Annotated in this window: 17 protein-coding genes; 5 read left to right on the top strand and 12 right to left on the bottom strand. The window is 61.2% G+C overall.

Annotated elements, in window-relative coordinates; all coding sequences use genetic code 11:
- Window positions 1-105: 105 nt before the first annotated feature.
- Both OLZ32_RS10660 and OLZ32_RS10665 read right to left on the bottom strand, forming a co-directional pair.
- The gene (locus OLZ32_RS10660) at window positions 106-531 is read right to left on the bottom strand and encodes a hypothetical protein (protein WP_264397126.1); all 426 of its coding nucleotides are present in this window, start codon (window positions 529-531) and stop codon (window positions 106-108) included.
- A gap of 143 nt (window positions 532-674) precedes the next feature.
- Window positions 675-1,160 carry a RidA family protein gene (locus OLZ32_RS10665; protein WP_264421005.1) on the bottom strand — a complete coding sequence of 162 codons (486 nt, stop codon included), beginning with the start codon at window positions 1,158-1,160 and terminating at the stop codon, window positions 675-677.
- A 193-nt stretch (window positions 1,161-1,353) separates the two neighbouring features.
- On the opposite strand from OLZ32_RS10665, the gene OLZ32_RS10670 reads away from it, so the two are divergent.
- Entirely contained in the window at window positions 1,354-2,052 is a 699-nt protein-coding gene (locus OLZ32_RS10670) for a TetR/AcrR family transcriptional regulator (protein ID WP_264421007.1), read from the top strand.
- A gap of 83 nt (window positions 2,053-2,135) precedes the next feature.
- Here the strand turns inward: OLZ32_RS10670 and OLZ32_RS10675 are convergent, their stop codons facing one another.
- Window positions 2,136-2,486: a DUF2200 domain-containing protein gene (locus tag OLZ32_RS10675; RefSeq protein ID WP_264421010.1), complete on the bottom strand. Its 351-nt coding sequence runs from the start codon at window positions 2,484-2,486 to the stop codon at window positions 2,136-2,138.
- 363 nt (window positions 2,487-2,849) lie between these two features.
- Here OLZ32_RS10675 and OLZ32_RS10680 point away from each other — a divergent pair, with 363 nt between their 5' ends.
- Together OLZ32_RS10680 and OLZ32_RS10685 are read left to right on the top strand one after the other, a co-directional pair.
- Complete coding sequence (locus OLZ32_RS10680) at window positions 2,850-3,296, top strand: hypothetical protein (RefSeq protein ID WP_264421013.1); 447 nt, start codon at window positions 2,850-2,852, stop codon at window positions 3,294-3,296.
- 100 nt (window positions 3,297-3,396) lie between these two features.
- Window positions 3,397-4,089, top strand: a complete 693-nt coding sequence (locus OLZ32_RS10685) for a hypothetical protein (protein WP_130852622.1) — start codon at window positions 3,397-3,399, stop codon at window positions 4,087-4,089.
- A gap of 51 nt (window positions 4,090-4,140) precedes the next feature.
- On the opposite strand, the gene argS is transcribed toward OLZ32_RS10685, so the two are convergent.
- The 5 genes from argS to thrC all read right to left on the bottom strand — a co-directional run bounded on the left by argS (window position 4,141) and on the right by thrC (window position 12,434).
- Window positions 4,141-5,847, bottom strand: coding sequence for an arginine--tRNA ligase (argS, locus tag OLZ32_RS10690; protein ID WP_264421017.1), 1,707 nt, complete (start codon window positions 5,845-5,847; stop codon window positions 4,141-4,143).
- A 308-nt stretch (window positions 5,848-6,155) separates the two neighbouring features.
- Window positions 6,156-9,068 carry a sensor domain-containing phosphodiesterase gene (locus tag OLZ32_RS10695; protein WP_264397137.1) on the bottom strand — a complete coding sequence of 971 codons (2,913 nt, stop codon included), beginning with the start codon at window positions 9,066-9,068 and terminating at the stop codon, window positions 6,156-6,158.
- The gene (locus tag OLZ32_RS10700; RefSeq protein ID WP_003546030.1) at window positions 9,068-9,679 is read right to left on the bottom strand and encodes a GNAT family N-acetyltransferase; all 612 of its coding nucleotides are present in this window, start codon (window positions 9,677-9,679) and stop codon (window positions 9,068-9,070) included. Before OLZ32_RS10700 ends, OLZ32_RS10695 begins: the two co-directional genes overlap by 1 nt.
- Before the next feature lie 28 nt (window positions 9,680-9,707).
- Window positions 9,708-11,006 (bottom strand): M16 family metallopeptidase, encoded by a 1,299-nt coding sequence (locus OLZ32_RS10705; RefSeq protein ID WP_003546031.1) that lies wholly within the window; start codon window positions 11,004-11,006, stop codon window positions 9,708-9,710.
- Window positions 11,007-11,009: 3 nt separating this feature from the next.
- Window positions 11,010-12,434, bottom strand: coding sequence for a threonine synthase (gene thrC / locus OLZ32_RS10710; protein ID WP_264397139.1), 1,425 nt, complete (start codon window positions 12,432-12,434; stop codon window positions 11,010-11,012).
- A gap of 261 nt (window positions 12,435-12,695) precedes the next feature.
- Between thrC and OLZ32_RS10715 the strand changes: the two genes are divergently transcribed.
- Complete coding sequence (locus OLZ32_RS10715) at window positions 12,696-13,343, top strand: hypothetical protein (RefSeq protein ID WP_017990552.1); 648 nt, start codon at window positions 12,696-12,698, stop codon at window positions 13,341-13,343.
- Window positions 13,344-13,444: 101 nt separating this feature from the next.
- Here OLZ32_RS10715 and OLZ32_RS10720 read toward each other — a convergent pair whose 3' ends face one another.
- The 4 genes from OLZ32_RS10720 to OLZ32_RS10735 all read right to left on the bottom strand — a co-directional run bounded on the left by OLZ32_RS10720 (window position 13,445) and on the right by OLZ32_RS10735 (window position 17,466).
- On the bottom strand, window positions 13,445-13,873 hold the full coding sequence (locus OLZ32_RS10720) for a type II toxin-antitoxin system VapC family toxin (RefSeq protein WP_264421019.1): 429 nt from the start codon (window positions 13,871-13,873) through the stop codon (window positions 13,445-13,447).
- On the bottom strand, window positions 13,870-14,505 hold the full coding sequence (locus tag OLZ32_RS10725) for a DUF433 domain-containing protein (RefSeq protein ID WP_017990553.1): 636 nt from the start codon (window positions 14,503-14,505) through the stop codon (window positions 13,870-13,872). The genes OLZ32_RS10720 and OLZ32_RS10725 overlap by 4 nt, the downstream gene beginning before the upstream one ends.
- A gap of 238 nt (window positions 14,506-14,743) precedes the next feature.
- Window positions 14,744-15,433 (bottom strand): HAD family hydrolase, encoded by a 690-nt coding sequence (locus OLZ32_RS10730; protein ID WP_264421023.1) that lies wholly within the window; start codon window positions 15,431-15,433, stop codon window positions 14,744-14,746.
- A gap of 200 nt (window positions 15,434-15,633) precedes the next feature.
- Window positions 15,634-17,466 (bottom strand): methyl-accepting chemotaxis protein, encoded by a 1,833-nt coding sequence (locus OLZ32_RS10735; RefSeq protein ID WP_264421025.1) that lies wholly within the window; start codon window positions 17,464-17,466, stop codon window positions 15,634-15,636.
- 263 nt (window positions 17,467-17,729) lie between these two features.
- Here OLZ32_RS10735 and OLZ32_RS10740 point away from each other — a divergent pair, with 263 nt between their 5' ends.
- The gene (locus OLZ32_RS10740; RefSeq protein ID WP_264421028.1) at window positions 17,730-17,951 is read left to right on the top strand and encodes a hypothetical protein; all 222 of its coding nucleotides are present in this window, start codon (window positions 17,730-17,732) and stop codon (window positions 17,949-17,951) included.
- The last annotated feature ends 152 nt before the right edge of the window (window positions 17,952-18,103 follow it).

Genomic DNA, 18,103 nt, shown 5'->3' on the forward strand with positions numbered 1-18,103 from the left:
GCCGATTTTCTTTGGCCCGATTTTCTTTGGCTGGAGAATAGCGGCGAAAGCCGGGAGAGCAACGAGATTTATTTTCACGCAGGCGTTGCGCCGCGAGCCGGCAGATTACATCTGGTCGGTCTTGACCATGGGCCGCTTGTAGATCTTCTGGACGAGATCGCTCGCCAGCGCGCGGGCTTCGTCTTTCTCAGCCGCCGTCATCGGCCGGCAGGTGTTCCTGGTGTTCGAACTGTCGAGCACGGTCGTGGAACCGGAATTGGCGATGACGAGATGCCAGCTGCAGGAGGCGACCTTGTCGATGGCGACGGCACCATGACAACCGGTGGACAGGCAGAAGGCAATGGTCCTCTGCGCCCCGTTGTCGCCTTTATAGGCCAGCGCGACGGCTTTCTTGATATCCGTGACCCATCGCTCGCATTGCGCCTGTTTTGCCCCCGGCTGGCAGCTCTTGGTAACGGGAGTGACGTCGCCGGCCTGAAGCGGCGAAACGCAAAAAACACCCATCGAGAGGGCGAGCAGAAACTTGAGCATGGGATTTTCCTTGTGCAAGGAATGAGAGACGCACATCGCAGGCCGTTGGTCAATGGCCATTCACAAAAGGGAAGGGTGGCGCGCCAAGCAGACCTTGGCGCGCCACCGGGAAAATCCGAAATTGTGTCGATCCGGCGCCGCCGCTATTCCAGAACGACCACCGCTTCGACCTCGAAGAGCATAGGGTCGATGGCAAGCTTGGGAACGGGAATCAGCGTCTGCGCCGGCAGCGACGCGCCGAACATGTCCTTGACGTTGCTGGTCAACACCTCGAGCTTGGACATATCGTGATCGACCACGAAGACCGTGAGCTTGGCGACCTGATTCGGCCTTGCGCCGAGCGCATCGAGGGCGGTGCGCAAATTCGCATAGGCCTGCTTCACCTGGACGGCGAAGTCGGGCGACAAGGCCCCCGTGTTGTCCTGGCCGCCCTGTCCGGAGATATAGGCCAGCCGGCCCTGGCGCGGCACGATCACCGCCGTGCTGTAACCGTTCGGCGAGGGGTCGTAGAGGTTTTTCGGATTGACGATGGTCAGCTTGAGATCGTCCTCATTGGCTGTCGTCGCGGTGGGAACGCTGATGGTCATGATGAGTCCTCCGATAATGAGATGCTTGATTGCACGTGACATGGCTTCTCCTGGCTTCCCCAGGGCTGCGAGCGACCGATCCTCGCGGCCTGCAGGATGGAATCTTATCGCCACACGATACGACTCGTACGGCGTACGATTAAATTGCATCGTACGACGTACGAGTCAATCGGTCAGCATCGACATTCCCAGTATTGTCGGCTTAGATCGACGTCTGGATCGGTAAGGAAGACGAATGGCAGCCAAACGCAGCGGTGCTGAGAGTAAAGGGTCTGGACGGAGAGGTGCGTCACCTCAGTCCGGGCAGGAGCCGCGCAGTGAACCGCCTCTCTCGCTGGAACGGATCGTGGCGACTGCGGTGGATCTGCTGGACGCCGAGGGCGTCGACGGACTGAAGATGCGCCGGCTGGCCGATCGTCTCGGCTCGGGCGCGATGAGCCTCTATTGGCACGTCGACAACAAGGAAAAGGTCTTCGATCTGGCGCTGGATTCGGTGCTCGAATATCGCGGCCCGCCTGATATCGTCGAGTCTCGAGACTGGCGCGGGGAAATCGTACATATGCTCGAAGACTGGCGCGCCAGCATGCTGCGCCATCCCTGGTCGGCCTCGCTGCTGCCGCGCCGGGCGCTCGGCCCGAACATCCTCATTCGCCTGGAACTGCTGAGCAAGACCTTGTCCGGAGCCGGTGTCCGTGATGCGGATTTGAACGTCGCGATCTGGTCGCTCTGGAACTATGTGATCGGCGCGACCATCACCCGGGCGAACTTCGATCTCTCGGATGACGACAGGGCGGCCGCGCAGCAGCGTCTGACAGGTCTCAGCCAACACTACCCGACGATCGAACGCTCTCGTCTGCTACTGGATAATGATTGGGACGGCGCCTTCAGGAAGGGCCTCGACTTCCTGCTCGATGGTCTTGCTCCGCGCCAGTGAACCTTGGTCATTTCCTGGACGAGACGGTGCCGGATTCTGCGCGCGCCGTGGGTGAGCGCGCGCTGCCGCGACATGGCTCCCGGCTATTTCCTCAGGATTTTCTCCATCGCTTTCCCCTTGGCGAGTTCGTCGATCAATTTGTCCAGATAGCGGATTTCCCGCATCGTCGTTTCCTGGATGTCTTCCACGCGCACGCCGCAGATCACGCCCGTAATCGACGATCGGGAGGGATTCATCTGAGGCGCTTGTGCAAAGAAATCCTCGAAGTTGGTCTTCGCAGCCAATTGATCGTCCAGGCTCTGCTGGCTATGCCCCGTCAGCCAACAGATGATGTCATCGACCTCTGCCTTCGTGCGTCCCTTCTTCCCTGCCTTCGCAACATAGTGGGGATAGACGCTCGCGACGCTGATGGAATAGATGCGATGCTTCGTCATGCCTGCTCCTCAACATTCCAGATATTTTCCGGCTTGAGATAGCTGACTTCAAGTCCTCAACAAGTGGCCGATAATGGGTAAGCTTTCCAGTGCGCGGCGCGAAGTAGATTGGCGCGAAGCCGGCCGTTAGTCGCTACCGGGAAAACCGATGAGACTGGCGGTTCCGGTCAGGCCCATTTCGTCAGCGGAAAGTGGCCCCGAAGCAGCCGCAGCATCGATTCCGAAGGGATCGGCGGCAGTACAGTCCTTTAACAGCGTCCGAGCATTCCTGAACAAGTACCTGTCAAACCCACGTCCACTTTGCGCCCCACGCCATTCATCACATACTCGATGATCCGTGGCTTCCATGATAATACTGCGTCCATGGAAGCTGGTGTCCTTGATCTCAGTCGCTCCCCAATCGAAATCCCGCCTCAGTTTTGGGGCGTGCGATATAAGGGGGAGCATTTCCCGGGCGCTCGTGGTGTTCGCGGCGTTGAAGGTGGCGCGAACTGTCAGCAATACGCATATTCAATTTTGAGGCACTTCGGCTTCGAGGTGCCGGACTTCCGGTCCAGCAACCTCTGGGATGACACCGCACACACTGCCGTCTCTAAGGACATAAAGCCGCTCGATCTGGTTCTATTGAACGGTGAGCCCAGAAGCTTTGGCGCTCATGTCGGGCTTTCTTTGGGGCAGGGCTTGGTTTTACATCTATCCAGGAGGATCGGTTTTCCAGCCATCGAAACGCTGGAGCAGATGCAATGTCGCGACGAGTATCGCTTTCTTATCGGCTTCAAAACAGTTCTGGTGCGCCGCGAACAACGATGACCGCGCTTGGCCGCCAGCACCCCGTCGTCCTGCGCCAATTGCGGTCATTGTGGCTGATGCCGACCATGCTATCTTCCGGCGCAAATCGAGGCGGCTTCTCATGACCGATGTCTGTCAACTTCTTCAAATTGCCGTGGAAGACAACGTCGCATGGTGCAGCAGAATCTGTTCTGCGCATGGATCGAACGAAACCAGGTGGTCGGAAGCCTGGGCGAATTTCGCTATTTCACCGCCGTTCTATCCGAATATAATAACGCGGCAAAAGGGCGTCCAAAAGGAAGTTGATGACCTCGTTCGCAAGATTCGCGAGGCAAATAAGTCTACAAAGTGGGGCATCAAGGACAGCTTTGCAGACCTAACGCTTGCCGACCAGGGGTTTGAACGACTACTCGTCGGCCGTTGGTACGGTGGAACTTTTTCAAAGGGCACTCCTGCCGGCTGGAAGGCTGTAGCTTCTCCAGGCGAGTTACGCTCATGGGAAAAAGCTTGGGGTTCCTGCGACGATACCATCTTTCCCAGCACCTTATTGGAAGATTACAGAATAACCTTTTGGTTCAAGGGAGAGCCTAGCAGAATCGAAGCTGGCTTTATCAGCTACGACACCGGATTTTCACTTGGGTTATCAAATTGGTTCTCCCGCAGAAACAGCTCATTCGCGCAAATGGGAGTATTGCAGGCCGCGAGATCGGTGTCGCAAGGACAGCCGATTGTGTGCTGGTCGACGGACGATCTTACCCTTGAGCATACGGGGTTGATCGAGCTTGGCACTCTTCAAGTCTGGATATCTCAGTAAATCCAGGGGGAGGGGAGTGACCTTTTGACCGCTTCGCGCCAGAAGCAGTTGTTACATCCTCCGCACCGTTCCAATTCCTAGAAGCTCAAGGCATTTTCCGATGACCCTCGCTACCAGCTTGCAGGTGGCGAGCCGCCCCGATGGATCGTCCGCCTTCAGCACCGGGCAATCCGTGTAGAAGCGGCTGAACGCGTCAGCCACTTGGTACGCCCGATCGGCGATCTCGAACGGCTCGAGGTGCCGCGCCGCCTCGGAGAGGGAGTGCGGATACCAGAGGCATTCGATCAGCACGGCACGCTCCGAAGGATGGCTGATCGAGACCGTGTCGGCGGCTGGAGTGATGCCGGCCTCTTCGGCCTTGTCCAGGATCGAGCAGATCCGGGCATAGGCATATTGAAGATAGGGTCCAGTCCGTCCCTCTGACGATATCATCTTGTCAATGTCGAAGACGTAGCCTGTCTTCCTCGGCGTGGAGAGATCGGCAAACTTCAACGCGCCGAGACCCACAACCGTGGCCGCCTGACTGTCGGCGACTTTTTCCGACGACTTGGTGAGCGCAAGGTCGATCATTTCTCTTAGCGAGGCCGCGGATCCGTCACGGGTCTTGAAGGGCCTGCCGTCATTGCCGCGGACGGTACCGAAGGTCGCGTGCCGCAGTTCCACGCCCTCGGCATAGCCCGCCTTCCGCGCCGCCGAGAACACGCTTGATATATGGAGCGCCTGACGGTCATCGGTGCAGTAAACGATCTGCCGCGCACCGATTTCGCGCACTCGCTGCCGAAGCGTCGCAAGGTCGGTGGTGCCGTAGAGGGCCGCCCCGTCACTCTTGCGCAGAAGCAGCGGTGGTACATTGTCCGGAAGTCCGTCAGCGGAGACATCGATGACAAGAGCGCCTTCGCTCTGCCGCGCCAGCCCGCGCGCCATGAGATCGTCGAGCATCGGTGCGACCTCCGCATGAGCGTCGCTCTCGCCTTGGAGCAGATCGAAATGCGCGTCGAGCATCTCCGCCGTGTCGGAGATCGACGCGAGCGAAATGGCCCGCATGCGTGCCCATGCCGCGGTCAGCAGCGGATCTCCGTCCTGCAGCTTCGTTGTCAGTATCCGTGCCAGCGCAAGCAAAGCCTCGTCCTCGCAGGCGGCGTTGCCGGACATGTAGAGAGCGCCGAGTTCCTCGACGGTCATGGCTTCGAATGCCAGGGGGTCAATGAAGGAGGTGAGATCACCGGCCTTCCATCCGGCAGCCAGAGCAGCGCCCAAAAGCAGCTTGCCCATCTGCAGACCCCAGTCACCGAGGTGGATGTCGGAGAGGACGTCGTGGCCAATCTCCACAAGGATGCGCCGCAGACTCTCCCCGATAACGAAGGAGCGCAGATGGCCGACATGCAGCGCCTTGGCGACGTTGGGCCCGCCAAAGTCAATGACCGTTCTCATCGGATCCGCCTTCTCAGCGGCGAGCGACGGATCGGCCAGCATAGCGGTTGCCTCGGCGGCGACGACTGCATCGGCCAGCCGGAAGTTTACGAATCCCGGACCGGCGACGGACACGTCCTCGAAAAGAGCGCTCCGAGCCGCCTCGGCGACTTCAGCGGCAAGCAGGCGCGGGTTCTTCCCGGCGGACTTCGCCAGCCGCATCACGTCGTTGCATTGGAGGTCACCGAATTCGGGCCTGGTCGACCTTACGACGCAGGGACCGGCTTCGAGACCGTTCAGTTCATATGCGGAAGCAAGCGCGGCGAGTGCGGCCGATTTTACGGACATAGATCATTTCCTTGAATAGCATAAGGGGCGTGGAAGCTTGAGAGCTTCAGCGTCGCCGTTCTGCAATCTTCGGAAATTTGTTCATGTCGCGCCTCTAAGTTCGATTCTTCAATAGATCGCCTGGTGACCGCTGGCAATCTCATGGTCGGATGAATTTTGCAAAGAAAGCGATTGGCAATACCCAACCAAAGTTTGCTGACTGTTGGCTGGTAATTGCTCGATACGTTTTTCAATAGCCGCTTCGGGCCGAAGGCGGCCTCTGGGGCAATTTCTACCTAATTCCGGGAAAACCCCTGAGACCCGCCGGGTCAGGCCCGTTTCGTCAATGGAAACCGGTCGCGAAGCAGCCGCAACACCGATTCCGAAGGGATCGGCGGGCCGAAAAGGTAGCTCTGGCCGTAGTTGCAGCCCATCTTGGCAAGCTCGATCGCATCCTCGTTGGATTCGATCCCCTCCGCCACCACCTTCATGTCAAGCTCGCGCGCCATCGCGATCACCGACCGGAGCACGGTCGCCTTCTTGTCGCTGCTGTCGCGCACCAGGGCCTTGTCGAGCTTGATCGTGTCGAAGGGGAAGCGGGTGAGATAGGCGAGCGACGAATATCCGGTGCCGAAATCGTCGAGCGCCAGGCCGATGCCGGCTTCCTTCAGCTTCTGCAGCACCAGGCGGGCCTGTTCCGGATTTTCCATCACCATGGATTCCGTCAGTTCGAGCTTGAGGCGCGAGGGCTGGCAATGCGTCTTGGCGAGAACCGAACGCACGTCGTCATAGAGCTCGTTGTTAAGCAGCTGCACGCTCGACAGGTTGATCGAGACGAAGATCGGCAATTCGCCGGTCTGGTGCTGCCAGCTCATCAGATCGTTGGTCGCCTGTTCCAGCGCGAACATGCCGAGCGGGCCGATGAGATCGGAGGCCTCGGCGATCGGAATGAATTCGGATGGCGGGATATTGCCGCGTTTGGGATGTTCCCAGCGCATCAGCGCCTCGAAACCGGCGACCTCGACATCCTCCAGCCTTGCGATCGGCTGGTAGACCATCGACAATTCCTTGCGCTCGATGGCGCGGCGCAGATCCGTTTCGAGCTGCAGCCGGTCGGTGCCGAAGTCGCGGAAGGCCGGCTGGAACGGCTCGACACGGTTGCCGCCGGCTCGTTTCGCCCGGTACATGGCAAGCTCGGCGTCGCTGAGCAGGCCGGTGGCGCTCTCCTGCCGGTCGACCCAGGAGGCAAGCCCGACCGAGGCGGTCAGGATGATCTCGCGATTGGCGAAGTTGATCGGCACCATGATCGCCTTGCTGATCGCATCGGCAAAATCGGCGACCTTGGCCGGATTGTGCTCGGAAACCAGGATGAGGCCGAACTGGTCGCCGGCAAGCCGCGCCAGCGTGTCCTGCGGTTTCAACAGCCGGCGCAGGCGCCGCGTCAGCGCGATGAGGATGTTGTCGCCGGCAGCGACGCCGAGCGAATCATTGACCAGCTTGTAGCGGTCGATATCGATCACCATCACCGTCGGACGCAGCGTATCGCCGCCCGGCGCCAGCGCCAGCACCGACTGCAGCCGGTCGAGGAAGACCTGGCGGTTCGGCAGGCCGGTCAGGTTGTCGTGCAGCGCATCGTGCAGCAGCCGCTCGACGGAATTCTTCTGCTCGGTGACGTCGACGATCGTGCCGACGCAGCGGATGATCTCGCCGTTCGAGCCGAGCACCGGCCGGGCGCGGATCAGCAGCCAGTGGAAATGCCCGTCCTCGGCGCGGATGCGGAACTCGTGGTTCAGCCGCCCGCGGCGGTGTTCGAGCAGCACGTCGAGCGTGGCGCGGAAGCGGTCGCGGTCGTCTGGATGCAGCCGCGGCAGCCAGTTGCGCGCCGCGCCATGCATGGCGCCCGGCGACAGGCCGAGCTTGATCGAGACGTCGGGAATGGTGACGACGCGGTCGCGCGCCACGTCCCAATCCCACACCATGTCGCCGGAGCCGGTCAGCGCCAGCGATTGCCGCTCGAGATCGGAAAACAGCCCCTGCTGGTAGGCGCCGCCGGCAAAAGCATGCTGCATGACGGTGAAGCCGATCAGCAGCACGATCAGCACCAGGCCGCCGCCGAGCGCCGGCTGGATGATGTCGTTGTCGAGCCGCCCGGTGACGGTCAGCCACGCCCCGAACAGCCAGACCAGGATCAGCGCCCAGGCCGGCACCAAAAGGATGGCGCGGTCATAGCGGTTGAAGCCGAGATAGATGATCAAAAGCAGCCCCATCGTCGCCGTCAGCGCGAAGGAAAGCCTGGCGATGCCGGCGGCGATCGACGGATCGTAGATCGCCACACCGAAGAGCAGGGCAAGGCCGAGCACCCAGGCAAGTGTCGCGTAGCCGAGATGCGCATGCCAGCGGTTGAGGTTGAGATAGGTGAAGAGGAAGATGACGAAACTCGACGCCAGCGCCACCTCGGCGCAGGCGCGCCATATTCGCTGGTCGGCCGAGGCGACGCTGATCAGCTTGCCGAGAAAACCGAAATCGACGCAGATATAGCCGAGCACCGCCCAGGCGAGTGCTGCCGTCGCCGGCAGCATCGAAGTGCCCTTGACGACGAAGAGGATGGTCAGGAACACGGCGAGCAGGCCGGCAATGCCGAGCACGATGCCGCGATAGAGCGTGAAGGCGTTGATCGTATCCTTGTAGGCGTTCGGTTCCCAGAGATAGATCTGCGGCAGTTCCGGCGTCGACAGTTCGGCGACGAAGGTGATGACGGCGCCGGGGTTCAGCGTGATGCGGAAGACGTCGGCCTCGTCGCTCGGTTGCCGATCGAGCGCGAAGCCTTCGCTGGGCGTAATGGCGCTGATGCGCTGCGAGCCGAGATCCGGCCAGAACAGCTTGGAATTGACCAGACGGAAATGCGGGGCGACGATGACCCGCTCGAGCTGCTCCTCCGAAACGTTGGCGAGCGCAAACACCGCCCAGTCGCCCTGATGGTTCTCCGAGCTTGCCCTGACCTCGATGCGGCGGCGGATGCCGTCGGCGCCGGCCGCCGTCGAAACCTGGAAGGCCTCGCCCTGGTTGACGTAGATCTCCGTCGTTGCCGTCAGGTCGAGCGCGGTATCGTCACGGGAAATTTTTACCGGTTCGGCCGCCTGGGCAACACCCGCCGCGAAGGCGAAGGCCGCCAGGAAAAGGGCTGCGATCACCGCGATCACTCGTCCGGACGGTGACTTGGGCAGCATGCGGTCTCTTGTCATCAGCTGTCGGTTTTCCTGCCTTTATCCGTATCGGTGGCGAGACGTGAAAACATCACATGGTCATGCCACTGACCGTTGATCTTCAAATATCCGCGCAGATAGCCTTCCTGTTGAAACCCGGCTTTTTCAAGCAGGCGGATGCTGCGCGCGTTATCTGGAATACAGGCTGCTTCGATACGGTGCAACTCAAGCCCGGCGAAGATGTAAGGAATAACCAATTGAAGGGCGGCGAACATATGCCCCTGGCCGGCATGGCGTTCGCCCATCCAGTAGCCGATCATGCAGCTTTGTGCCGCACCCCGTCGGATGTAGCCGATGGTGACGCCGCCGACGAGCGTCATGTCGTCCTTCAGGAAAATGAACAGCGGCACCGCCTGGCCGGAGGCATATTCCTGCTTGCCGCGGACGACGCGGGCGCGGTAGGCGCCCTCCGTCAGCTCGTCGCGCCGCCAGGTCGGCTCCCAGGGTTCCAGGAATTTGCGGCTTTCGGCGCGCAGCCGGTGCCACTGGTTGAAATCCTGGTAGCGCGGCAGCCGCAGGAGATATCTGTCGTTCTCCAGCTGCACCGCGTCCGGCTGCCGTTGCAGGAACCGAAACACCGATTTTGGCATCGATCACTCCCGGCAGAACGACGTCGGCTCAGCGGCTTGCCTGCAGCGTCTTCGACGCCGGGACCGAAAGCGAGGCAGTGATGTCTTCCATCGGCGCAAGCTGTTCCAGTGGACCGATCGCCGAAAGCGTCGGCACCGTGTCATAGAACAGGCGTCCGGCAAGGTCGGTCAGCCGCTCGATGGTGATGCCTTCCAGCCGCTCCATCATCTCCGGATTGGAGATCGGCCGGCCGTAAAGCATCATCTGCCTGGCGATCTGGCCGGCGCGGGCAGCCGGACTTTCGGCACCCATCAACAGCTGGGCGCGGATCTGGGCGCGGGCGCGCTCGATCTCGTTCTGGTGGATCGCATCGGCCGACTTGTGCAGCTCGTCGATGATGACGGGCACCAGTTCCGGCAGGTTTTCGCCGCCGGTTGCGGCATGAATGCCGAAGATGCCGGTGTCGGAAAAGCCCCAGTGGAAGGCATAGACGGAATAACAGAGGCCGCGGAACTCGCGCACCTCCTGGAAGAGTCTCGACGACATGCCGCCGCCGAGGATATTGGCGAGGATCTGCGAGCAGTAGAAATCACGGGCGTGGTAGGGCTTGCCCTCGAAGCCGAGCAGGATCTGCGCGTCCATCAAGTCGCGCGGTTCACGCACGCTGCCGCCGATGTAACGCGCCGCGTCCATGACGGGCGGGGCGGAAGGTGCGGTCGGCAGGCTGGCGAAACGGTCCTCGACCATGCGCAGGAATTCTTCATGCTCGACGGCGCCGGTGGCGACCACGAACATGCGGTCGGTCGTGTAGTTGCGGCCGAGATAGCCGCGGATCTGCTGCGGCGTGAAGGAGACGACGGTCTCCGGCGTGCCGAGGATCGCCCGGCCGAGCGTCTGGTCGCGATAGGCGGCCTCGGAGAACCGGTCGAACACCACGTCGTCGGGCGTGTCGTTGGCGGCGTTGATCTCCTGCAGGATCACCTGCTTCTCGCGCTCCAGCTCCTCTTCCTCGAAGGCCGATTCCGTCAGGATGTCGGCGAGGATATCGACGGCGAGCGGCACGTAGTCCTTGAGCACGCGGGCGTAATAGGAGGTCGTCTCGGTCGAGGTCGCGGCATTGACTTCGCCGCCGACATCCTCGATTTCCTCGGCAATCTGGCGGGCCGTGCGGCGCGCCGTGCCCTTGAAGGCCATGTGTTCGAGCAGGTGAGCGATGCCGTGCTCGTTGTCCGTCTCGTTACGCGATCCCGATTTGATCCAGACTCCGAGCGCAACGCTTTCAAGATGCGGCATGGTCTCTGTGACTACTGTCAGCCCGGATTTCAGCCGGGTGCACTCAACTGTCATTGGCTATCTTTCTGCGCCTGCTGTCGTCTCGCCGCGGGCGTGCTTGCCGATAAAGGTCTCTACGGCTTTCAGCTCCGGTTTGATGATCTGGAAACGCTCCTCCCTTTGCATCAGATCAGCAAGCCACGTCGGAAGCGCCGGGTCAATACCGCTGGCGGATTTTACGGCGACGGGGAATTTCGCCGGATGCGCGGTCGAAAGCGTCACCATCGGCGTATTCGGCTTTTCTTTCTTGGCAGCGACGAAGACGCCGATCGCCGAATGCGGATCCAGCAGATAACCGGTTTCGGCATGGGTCTTGCGGATCGTCTCGGCGACCTGCTTCTCGCTGGCGCGCCCGGCGCGGAAGTCGCGGCGGATCGCCTTCAGCGCTTGTTCGCCGATCTCGAAGCCGTTGGATTGCTTGAGGCTTTCCATCGCCGCACGCACCTTCGAGGCGTCGCGGTCATAGGCTTCGAACAGCAGCCGTTCGAAGTTCGACGAGATCTGGATGTCCATCGACGGCGAACTCGTCGCCTTGACCGCTTTCATGTCGTAGCGGCCGGTCTTCAGCGTCCGCGCCAGGATGTCGTTCTCGTTGGTGGCGATCACCAGCCGGTCGATCGGCAGGCCCATGCGCTTGGCGCAGTAGCCGGCGAAGATATCGCCGAAATTGCCGGTCGGCACCGTGAACGAGATCTTCCGGTCCGGTCCGCCAAGCGCCACCGCCGCCGTGAAATAATAGACGATCTGGGCCATGATGCGCGCCCAGTTGATCGAGTTGACACCGGAAAGTCGGACCTTGTCGCGGAAGGCCACGTCGTTGAACATCGCTTTCACGAGGTTCTGGCAATCGTCGAAATTGCCCTCGACGGCAAGCGCATGCACGTTTGGTGACGACGAGGTCGTCATCTGCCGCTGCTGCACCGGCGAGACCTTGCCATGCGGGAAGAGGATGAAGATGTCGGTGCGCTCGCGGCCGGCGAAGGCGTCGATCGCGGCCCCGCCGGTGTCGCCCGAGGTGGCGCCGACGATCGTCGCCCGCTCGCCGCGCTTTTCCAGCGCATAGTCCATCAGCCGGGCGAGCAGCTGCATCGCCACGTCCTTGAAGGCGAGCGTCGTGCCGTGGAAAAGCTCCATGACGAAGCTGTTCGGCCCGGTCTGGACAAGCGGCGCGATCGCCGGGTGGCGGAAGGTGCCGTAGGCCTCGTCGATCATCGCCCGGAACGTGTCGTCGGGGATCTCGCCATTGGTGAAGGGCGACAGGATGGTGAAGGCGATCTCCTGATAGGTCTTGCCCCTGAGCGCCCGGATCTCCTTCTTGGAAAAGCTCGGCCATTTGCGCGGAACATAGAGCCCGCCGTCGCGCGCCAGCCCGGTCAAAAGGGCGTCGCAAAAGCCGAGGGAAGGGGCCTCGCCGCGGGTCGAGATATAGTCCACGTTCATCATCCTTGATCTATCGCTGGAGGAAATCCGGCCGGGCGCGGCCGTGGCTTGCCGCCGGAAACCGAGAAGGGGCGGCCCTGCGGACATACCATCGCCGTTATCTTGTTGAAGTTACCCGCATCCGGCGGTGAAAAGTGCATCAAAACGGCGCGTACCCAATCGATTTTTGTTTGCGCCGCTGATATAGACCATCGCAAACCGTCGTGAAAGGCCCCGCGGAAAAGACATGGGGCCTCCAAGAAGCGCTTATACAAGGGATGGAATATGGTGCTCGGCAAGGTCTCGCGTCTCATCGTCTCCGCATCTTTTCTTGCCCTGCTTACCGGTTGCAACTCGCTCGGCATAGGTGGCGACAGCAAGCCGGCGGCGCCGGCGACCCAGCCGAACGGCACCGCCCAGATCATGCCGCTGGCGCCAGCCAACCCGTCCTCGAACAATCCCTCGATCGGCACGGCCACGACGGCGCAGGGCACGGTCGCTCCCGTCGTCCAGGGCGCCTGCCCGCAGATCTTCATGCGTGACCAGGATGCGATCTTCCGCACCTATGCCAAAGGCAAGAAGGACGATCCGCAGCAGATCGTCTTCCAGGCCTCCGTCGGCGATTACACCCGCCAGTGCACGCTGAACGACACGAACCTGACGATGACGGTCGTTGCCCAACTGCGCCTGATCACCGGCCCGGCCGGCACGCCGGGGCCGGTGACCCTGCCGATCCGCATCTCCGTCATCGACGGCGAGACCGTGCTCTATTCCGAAGTCACCAAATTCCCGACCGAGATCCCGCCGGGCGCGCCGGGCACGCAGGTCGTCTTCCGCAAGGACGGCATCAAGATGCCGGTCGGCTCCGGCGCCCTGGTGCGCGTCAATATCGGCTTCGACACCCAGCCGGCAAAAACCAAGAAGAGCAGCTAGAGCAATTCCAGGAAAAGTGCGCAGCGGTTTTCCGTCCGGAATTGCGTGAAAAGCAAAGCAATCCAGGAAAAGTGCTAAGCGGTTTCGGACGAATTGCTGTTTTAGGGCTCGATCCGCTCCGGGGGATCGGTGAACGGGTTGAGCAGCCGCGTACCGCGGCCCTCGAAATCTTTGATGTTACGCGTGACAAGCACGAGGCGGTGAACGCGCGCAGTCGCTGCAAGCGCCAAGTCCCAGCGGTCCTTGTTCTTGGCTCCGAGCAGGCGCGTCCATTCTTCCACAACTGGCCCCACCGGCAAAATCCGATCTGCAAACGCTTTCTCCAGGTTGGCAATTCCCCGAATGATAGCAGCGGCGCGTCCCGGGTCGCGCCGCTTGAGCATTTCAGCACCTCGGCGCTTCTCGAATAGCGTCGCTACGCTGAGGCGCAGTTCCGCGTCATCGACGCCGGCGATCCACTTGCGGACGTTGGCGTTCCCTCGCGGGCTGAACTCACGCAAGACATTCTCGTCCAGCAAGTAGCCGGTCACGGAATTATTCGCGGGCCTGCAACATCCGCTGCTCCGTCGACTTCATCGAAGGCCCCAAGTTCGGCGAGTTCGGCGAGTGATCGCTTGAGACTGCGGGATGGATAGGGTCGCCCCCGCTTCGGATATGCTTTCGCGTATTCGATGGCGGCCTCGACCTGCTCGCGGCTGAGAGAAGGAAAATCCTCGACGATCTCCGCGACTGTCTGTCCGCGGGCAAGGGCTGCCACCATATGGACCGGAACGCGGGTACCCTTTATCAGCGGTTCGCCACGCTCTATGTCTACCCACTCTCGCAGAGCTTTCAGGCGTTGAAGCCGATTTTCGAGATCTGCATCTATCTTCCCCAGGTCGAGCTCGATTTCCCCGAGACTGACGCGATGAGCGTCGAAAGAAAGTTGGCGGATCGCATCGTATAATCTGCGACGGCCGGCAGGAGTTAGGTCCTTATCGAGGCCGTCGGCAACGAGCAAAAACCGCATTTCTGCCGGGCCTAAAAGCCGCTGAACAGCGCTGCCGACCTTGCGCTGGCGCGCGCGGATAACACCTGTATCGACAGCCTTGTTGAGAGCGGTCGCGGACCGGTTCAGGACGTAACCGGCCTCCGTCAAAGTGAGAGCGTGGGCAGCAGGCATAAGCACTTCCTTGCTAATTGATCTCCAACATAGGGATGATTTAAGCGCCTAGCAAGGTAAGATCGAACGACAGCTTCATTGCCGTCCCCAATTCCGCGCCGATTGGCGCAGAGGTGCGAAACCCACTTCTCAACTTCGTTTATTCAGGTTCTAGAGCTCCGAAGTCAGCGGGGCCTGAAGCTGTCGCTGTCCCGATCAAAGTCGTCGTCATAGTCGCCGATCGCGGGCCTAAAGCGCCTCAGAGAACATTGTCCCAGGCCGCCAATGCGGCGACGACGCCCGGCAGGTCGTTCATGCGGGAGATTGCCGTTTCGGCGCCGGCATCCGTCAATTTGTCGGCATGGGCGGGATAGCTGTGCGAGGCGCCGGTAAAACCGATGACGCGCATGCCGGCGGCGCGCGCCGCGTGTACGCCGTGGACGGAATCCTCGACCACAACGACCTTGTCAGGCGAAACGCCCATTTGGCTTGCGCCGTGCAGGAAGATGTCGGGCTTCGGCTTGACGCGGTCGGGGCCAAGATCCTTGGCGGAGAAGATGTTCGGCGCAAACAGCGGCTTCAGCCCCACCTTGCTCAGCATCATGTCGAGCCGCTTGGTGCTCGAATTCGAGCAGATGCAGCGCTTGATCGGCAGCCTGGAGACGGCGAATTCAACGCCCGGGATGGCCTGGACGTCCTGCGCCAGCCTGAGGTCGAGCAAATGCTCCGACTTGTCGAGCAGGGAAGCCGAAAACGGGATGCTTGCCTCGCGCTCGATCTGCAGCAGGATGTTGCGCCACGTCATGCCGGCGAAGCGCTCGCCCATTTCCTCGGCGTCGATCGGATATCCGGCCTCTGTCAAAAGCGCGGATTCGACTTCCGCCGCGATGATTTCCGAATCGACGAGAACGCCGTCGCAGTCGAAGATGATGAGGTTGAAGCCGTCCATATGTTCACGCCTTGCTGAAAGTCTGGGCTGGAAGTCTGGGTCTTGTCCGGGAATGCTGCGGCTTTACACGATGCCCGGCCAAAGCTCAACCGGATCTCAAGCATGGCTGCGATGCGGCAAGCGACCGGCTCCGGCATCGCTCCCGGACCGGTCGTGTCCGCTTGAATGGGGAATGAAGACTTGCGAGCTGATAGCAGCCGTCAGGCCGCCAGCTGCCCACCCCGGCGTCCAGCTGCAGATGGGGTCGAAGCGGACGCACGAAGCCTGAACCGGGAAACCAGTTCACGCAGCTTGGCAGCTTCCTCGGCGAGATGACCGGATGCCGCTGTCGATTGCTCCACCATTGCCGCGTTCTGCTGGGTCACCTGGTCCATGGAATTGACGGCGGTGTTGACTTCGGCAAGGCCGGTCGACTGCTCTCTGGCCGATACGGCGATTGCATCCATGTGCTGGTTGATGCGGGCAATCTGTTCGCTGATCGCCTTCAGAACCTGGCTGGTGTCGAGAACCAGCTTGACGCCGCTTTCCACTTCCACCGAGGATTTCTGGATGTGACCTTTGATTTCCTTTGCCGCCTGAGCCGATCTCTGGGCCAGCTCGCGGACTTCCTGGGCCACCACGGCAAAACCCTTGCCCGCGTCGCCGGCGCGCGCCGCTTCGACGCCGGCGTTCAGCGCCAGCAGATTGGTCTGGAAAGCGATCTCGTCGATCACGCCGATAATGCTGGAAATCTGCTGCGACGAGGCCTCGATGCGGCGCATGGCTTCTTCGGCATGCGACACGACCTCGGAAGACTTGGCGGCATTGCGGTTTGCATCGGTCGCTTCAGTGCGCGCCTCGTCGGTCCGCTTGCTCGAGTTCGAGACATTGGCGGTGATCTGATCGAGCGCTGCGGCGGTTTCTTCGAGAGAGGCTGCCTGCTGTTCGGTTCGTTTCGACAGGTCGCCGGCCCCGGAGGCGATTTCCCTGGTGCCTTCGTCGATCGCGGCAATGGCGGCCGTGATCGCACTGAGCGTCTGATCGAGCTGCCGGATCGACATGTTGAAATCATGCCGGAGGCCCTCAAAGTCTGGGGCGAAGGGCTCTTCGATCTGGAAGGAGAGATCGCCGGATGCAAGCCTCTTCAGGCCTGCGGCGAGGCCTGACGTCGCCGCCCGCAGCCGTTCGGCGGCATCGTCGTCGGCCTGCTTGCGCGCCGTGACCCGTTCGGTTTCGCCCTGCAATCGAGCGGCCTCGGCATCTTTTTCGAGTTGCTTGTTGGCAATCGCCGCCTGGCGGAAGACTTCGACGGCCGATGCCATCGTCCCGATTTCATCGCTGCGGCCGATCCCGGTGCAGGCAATCGCCGTGTCACCGCCGGCGAGCCTTTGCATATCGCCGGAAAGCGAAAGGATCGGCTTGGTGATGGTCTTGCGGGTGAGGAAATAAAGACCAAAGGCGAAGAGTGCGGCCGAAGCCAAAAGGGCTTCCAGAACAATATCGACCGACGCCTTTATATCAGAGCTGCGATTGGAAATTTCCTCGGATGCAGCGGCGATCTGATCGCCGGCCTGTTCCATCGCCGTTTCCAAGGTAGAGAACTGCTGCATGAATTCGGGCAAGGCCTTCAATGCCGCCGAGGCATCCCGGCTGGCAAGATCGACGATCTCAGTGGCGCTTTCGATATAGGTCAGAAGGGGACGCTCGATGCTGGCAAGCAGCGTTTTGGTCTTGTCGTCGGCGGCAAGAGCCTTGTTGGCATCAAGCATCTCGCGGAACGATGCGTCGTGCTCCACCAGATCCGCCTTCACCGCGGCAGCGTCCATGCCTGCTGCCGGGTTGGACGCCAGCATTGACGCGAGCACGTCGGCGCGCATTGCGTCATGCATCATGTCGGCCTGCATGTGGTTGCGCAGAATTTGTGCCGACCGGGCAACGTCGGCGTTGTTTTCGGAGAGGGTCGAGGCGGACCAGATACCGACGCCCGTAGCGCCGCCCGCCAGGGCGAAAATCGCGATGCTCGCAATGATGATCTTATGCTGGATCGACGCCATGACAGGGCTCTCTCGTTAATTCAGAAGGTGAGAGTACCCGAACATGCTTAATAATTTTCTCAGCATCATGTCGGTTAGCGACGCGAAAACAACAGGTTGTGGTGGATATTTCATTCTCGACAAAAGGTTGAACTCTTTGTGCGTCGAAGGGGAAGCGCGCTGCCGATAGAACGACGGACCTGAGCGAGTGCCGGCGGGTCGTTGAGGTTCATTGCTGCTTCCCCGGCTGAGGCGTACGATGCATGTGCAATGGGAGCGGGACCATGAGGCTTGCAGCGTTCGTCCGACCGGCGGCAGCCGTAGCGCTGCTGTTTGCCTTCACATCCACCTACGTCACCGCCAAGGGCGGCAAGCACCACCACAAGCGAACCTGCGCTCAGATGCAGGCGATGATGGATCATGGTCTGACCGGCGGAAAACATGTCGGGGATGGGCCCGAAAAGAGAGCCAAGCTCGAAAAGAAGATGAGGAAGAAGGGCTGCTAAGCGCTGTGTGACTTTCGAGAGCCGGCGACGGGTGCGCAGCTGCGCGAAATCAAGGAGGATGAAAGCATCCTCGGTGAAGCCGAGAGCAATCACGCGGCGCTGGCGCTCACGCCGGCGGCACGGCGGGCGCATGTGCGGCAGGAAGATGAAAA

Source organism: Rhizobium acaciae, from assembly GCF_025941625.1.
In the GTDB taxonomy this organism is placed as follows: domain Bacteria; phylum Pseudomonadota; class Alphaproteobacteria; order Rhizobiales; family Rhizobiaceae; genus Rhizobium; species Rhizobium acaciae.

What these genes read in the sequence shown, in the direction of transcription:
- OLZ32_RS10660 (WP_264397126.1), bottom strand. Translation starts at nt 531, where the DNA reads ATGCTCAAGTTTCTGCTCGCCCTCTCGATGGGTGTTTTTTGCGTTTCG.
- OLZ32_RS10665 (WP_264421005.1), bottom strand. Translation starts at nt 1,160, where the DNA reads ATGTCACGTGCAATCAAGCATCTCATTATCGGAGGACTCATCATGACC.
- OLZ32_RS10670 (WP_264421007.1), top strand. Translation starts at nt 1,354, where the DNA reads ATGGCAGCCAAACGCAGCGGTGCTGAGAGTAAAGGGTCTGGACGGAGA.
- OLZ32_RS10675 (WP_264421010.1), bottom strand. Translation starts at nt 2,486, where the DNA reads ATGACGAAGCATCGCATCTATTCCATCAGCGTCGCGAGCGTCTATCCC.
- OLZ32_RS10680 (WP_264421013.1), top strand. Translation starts at nt 2,850, where the DNA reads ATGGAAGCTGGTGTCCTTGATCTCAGTCGCTCCCCAATCGAAATCCCG.
- OLZ32_RS10685 (WP_130852622.1), top strand. Translation starts at nt 3,397, where the DNA reads ATGACCGATGTCTGTCAACTTCTTCAAATTGCCGTGGAAGACAACGTC.
- argS (WP_264421017.1), bottom strand. Translation starts at nt 5,847, where the DNA reads ATGTCCGTAAAATCGGCCGCACTCGCCGCGCTTGCTTCCGCATATGAA.
- OLZ32_RS10695 (WP_264397137.1), bottom strand. Translation starts at nt 9,068, where the DNA reads ATGACAAGAGACCGCATGCTGCCCAAGTCACCGTCCGGACGAGTGATC.
- OLZ32_RS10700 (WP_003546030.1), bottom strand. Translation starts at nt 9,679, where the DNA reads ATGCCAAAATCGGTGTTTCGGTTCCTGCAACGGCAGCCGGACGCGGTG.
- OLZ32_RS10705 (WP_003546031.1), bottom strand. Translation starts at nt 11,006, where the DNA reads ATGACAGTTGAGTGCACCCGGCTGAAATCCGGGCTGACAGTAGTCACA.
- thrC (WP_264397139.1), bottom strand. Translation starts at nt 12,434, where the DNA reads ATGATGAACGTGGACTATATCTCGACCCGCGGCGAGGCCCCTTCCCTC.
- OLZ32_RS10715 (WP_017990552.1), top strand. Translation starts at nt 12,696, where the DNA reads ATGGTGCTCGGCAAGGTCTCGCGTCTCATCGTCTCCGCATCTTTTCTT.
- OLZ32_RS10725 (WP_017990553.1), bottom strand. Translation starts at nt 14,505, where the DNA reads ATGCCTGCTGCCCACGCTCTCACTTTGACGGAGGCCGGTTACGTCCTG.
- OLZ32_RS10730 (WP_264421023.1), bottom strand. Translation starts at nt 15,433, where the DNA reads ATGGACGGCTTCAACCTCATCATCTTCGACTGCGACGGCGTTCTCGTC.
- OLZ32_RS10735 (WP_264421025.1), bottom strand. Translation starts at nt 17,466, where the DNA reads ATGGCGTCGATCCAGCATAAGATCATCATTGCGAGCATCGCGATTTTC.
- OLZ32_RS10740 (WP_264421028.1), top strand. Translation starts at nt 17,730, where the DNA reads ATGAGGCTTGCAGCGTTCGTCCGACCGGCGGCAGCCGTAGCGCTGCTG.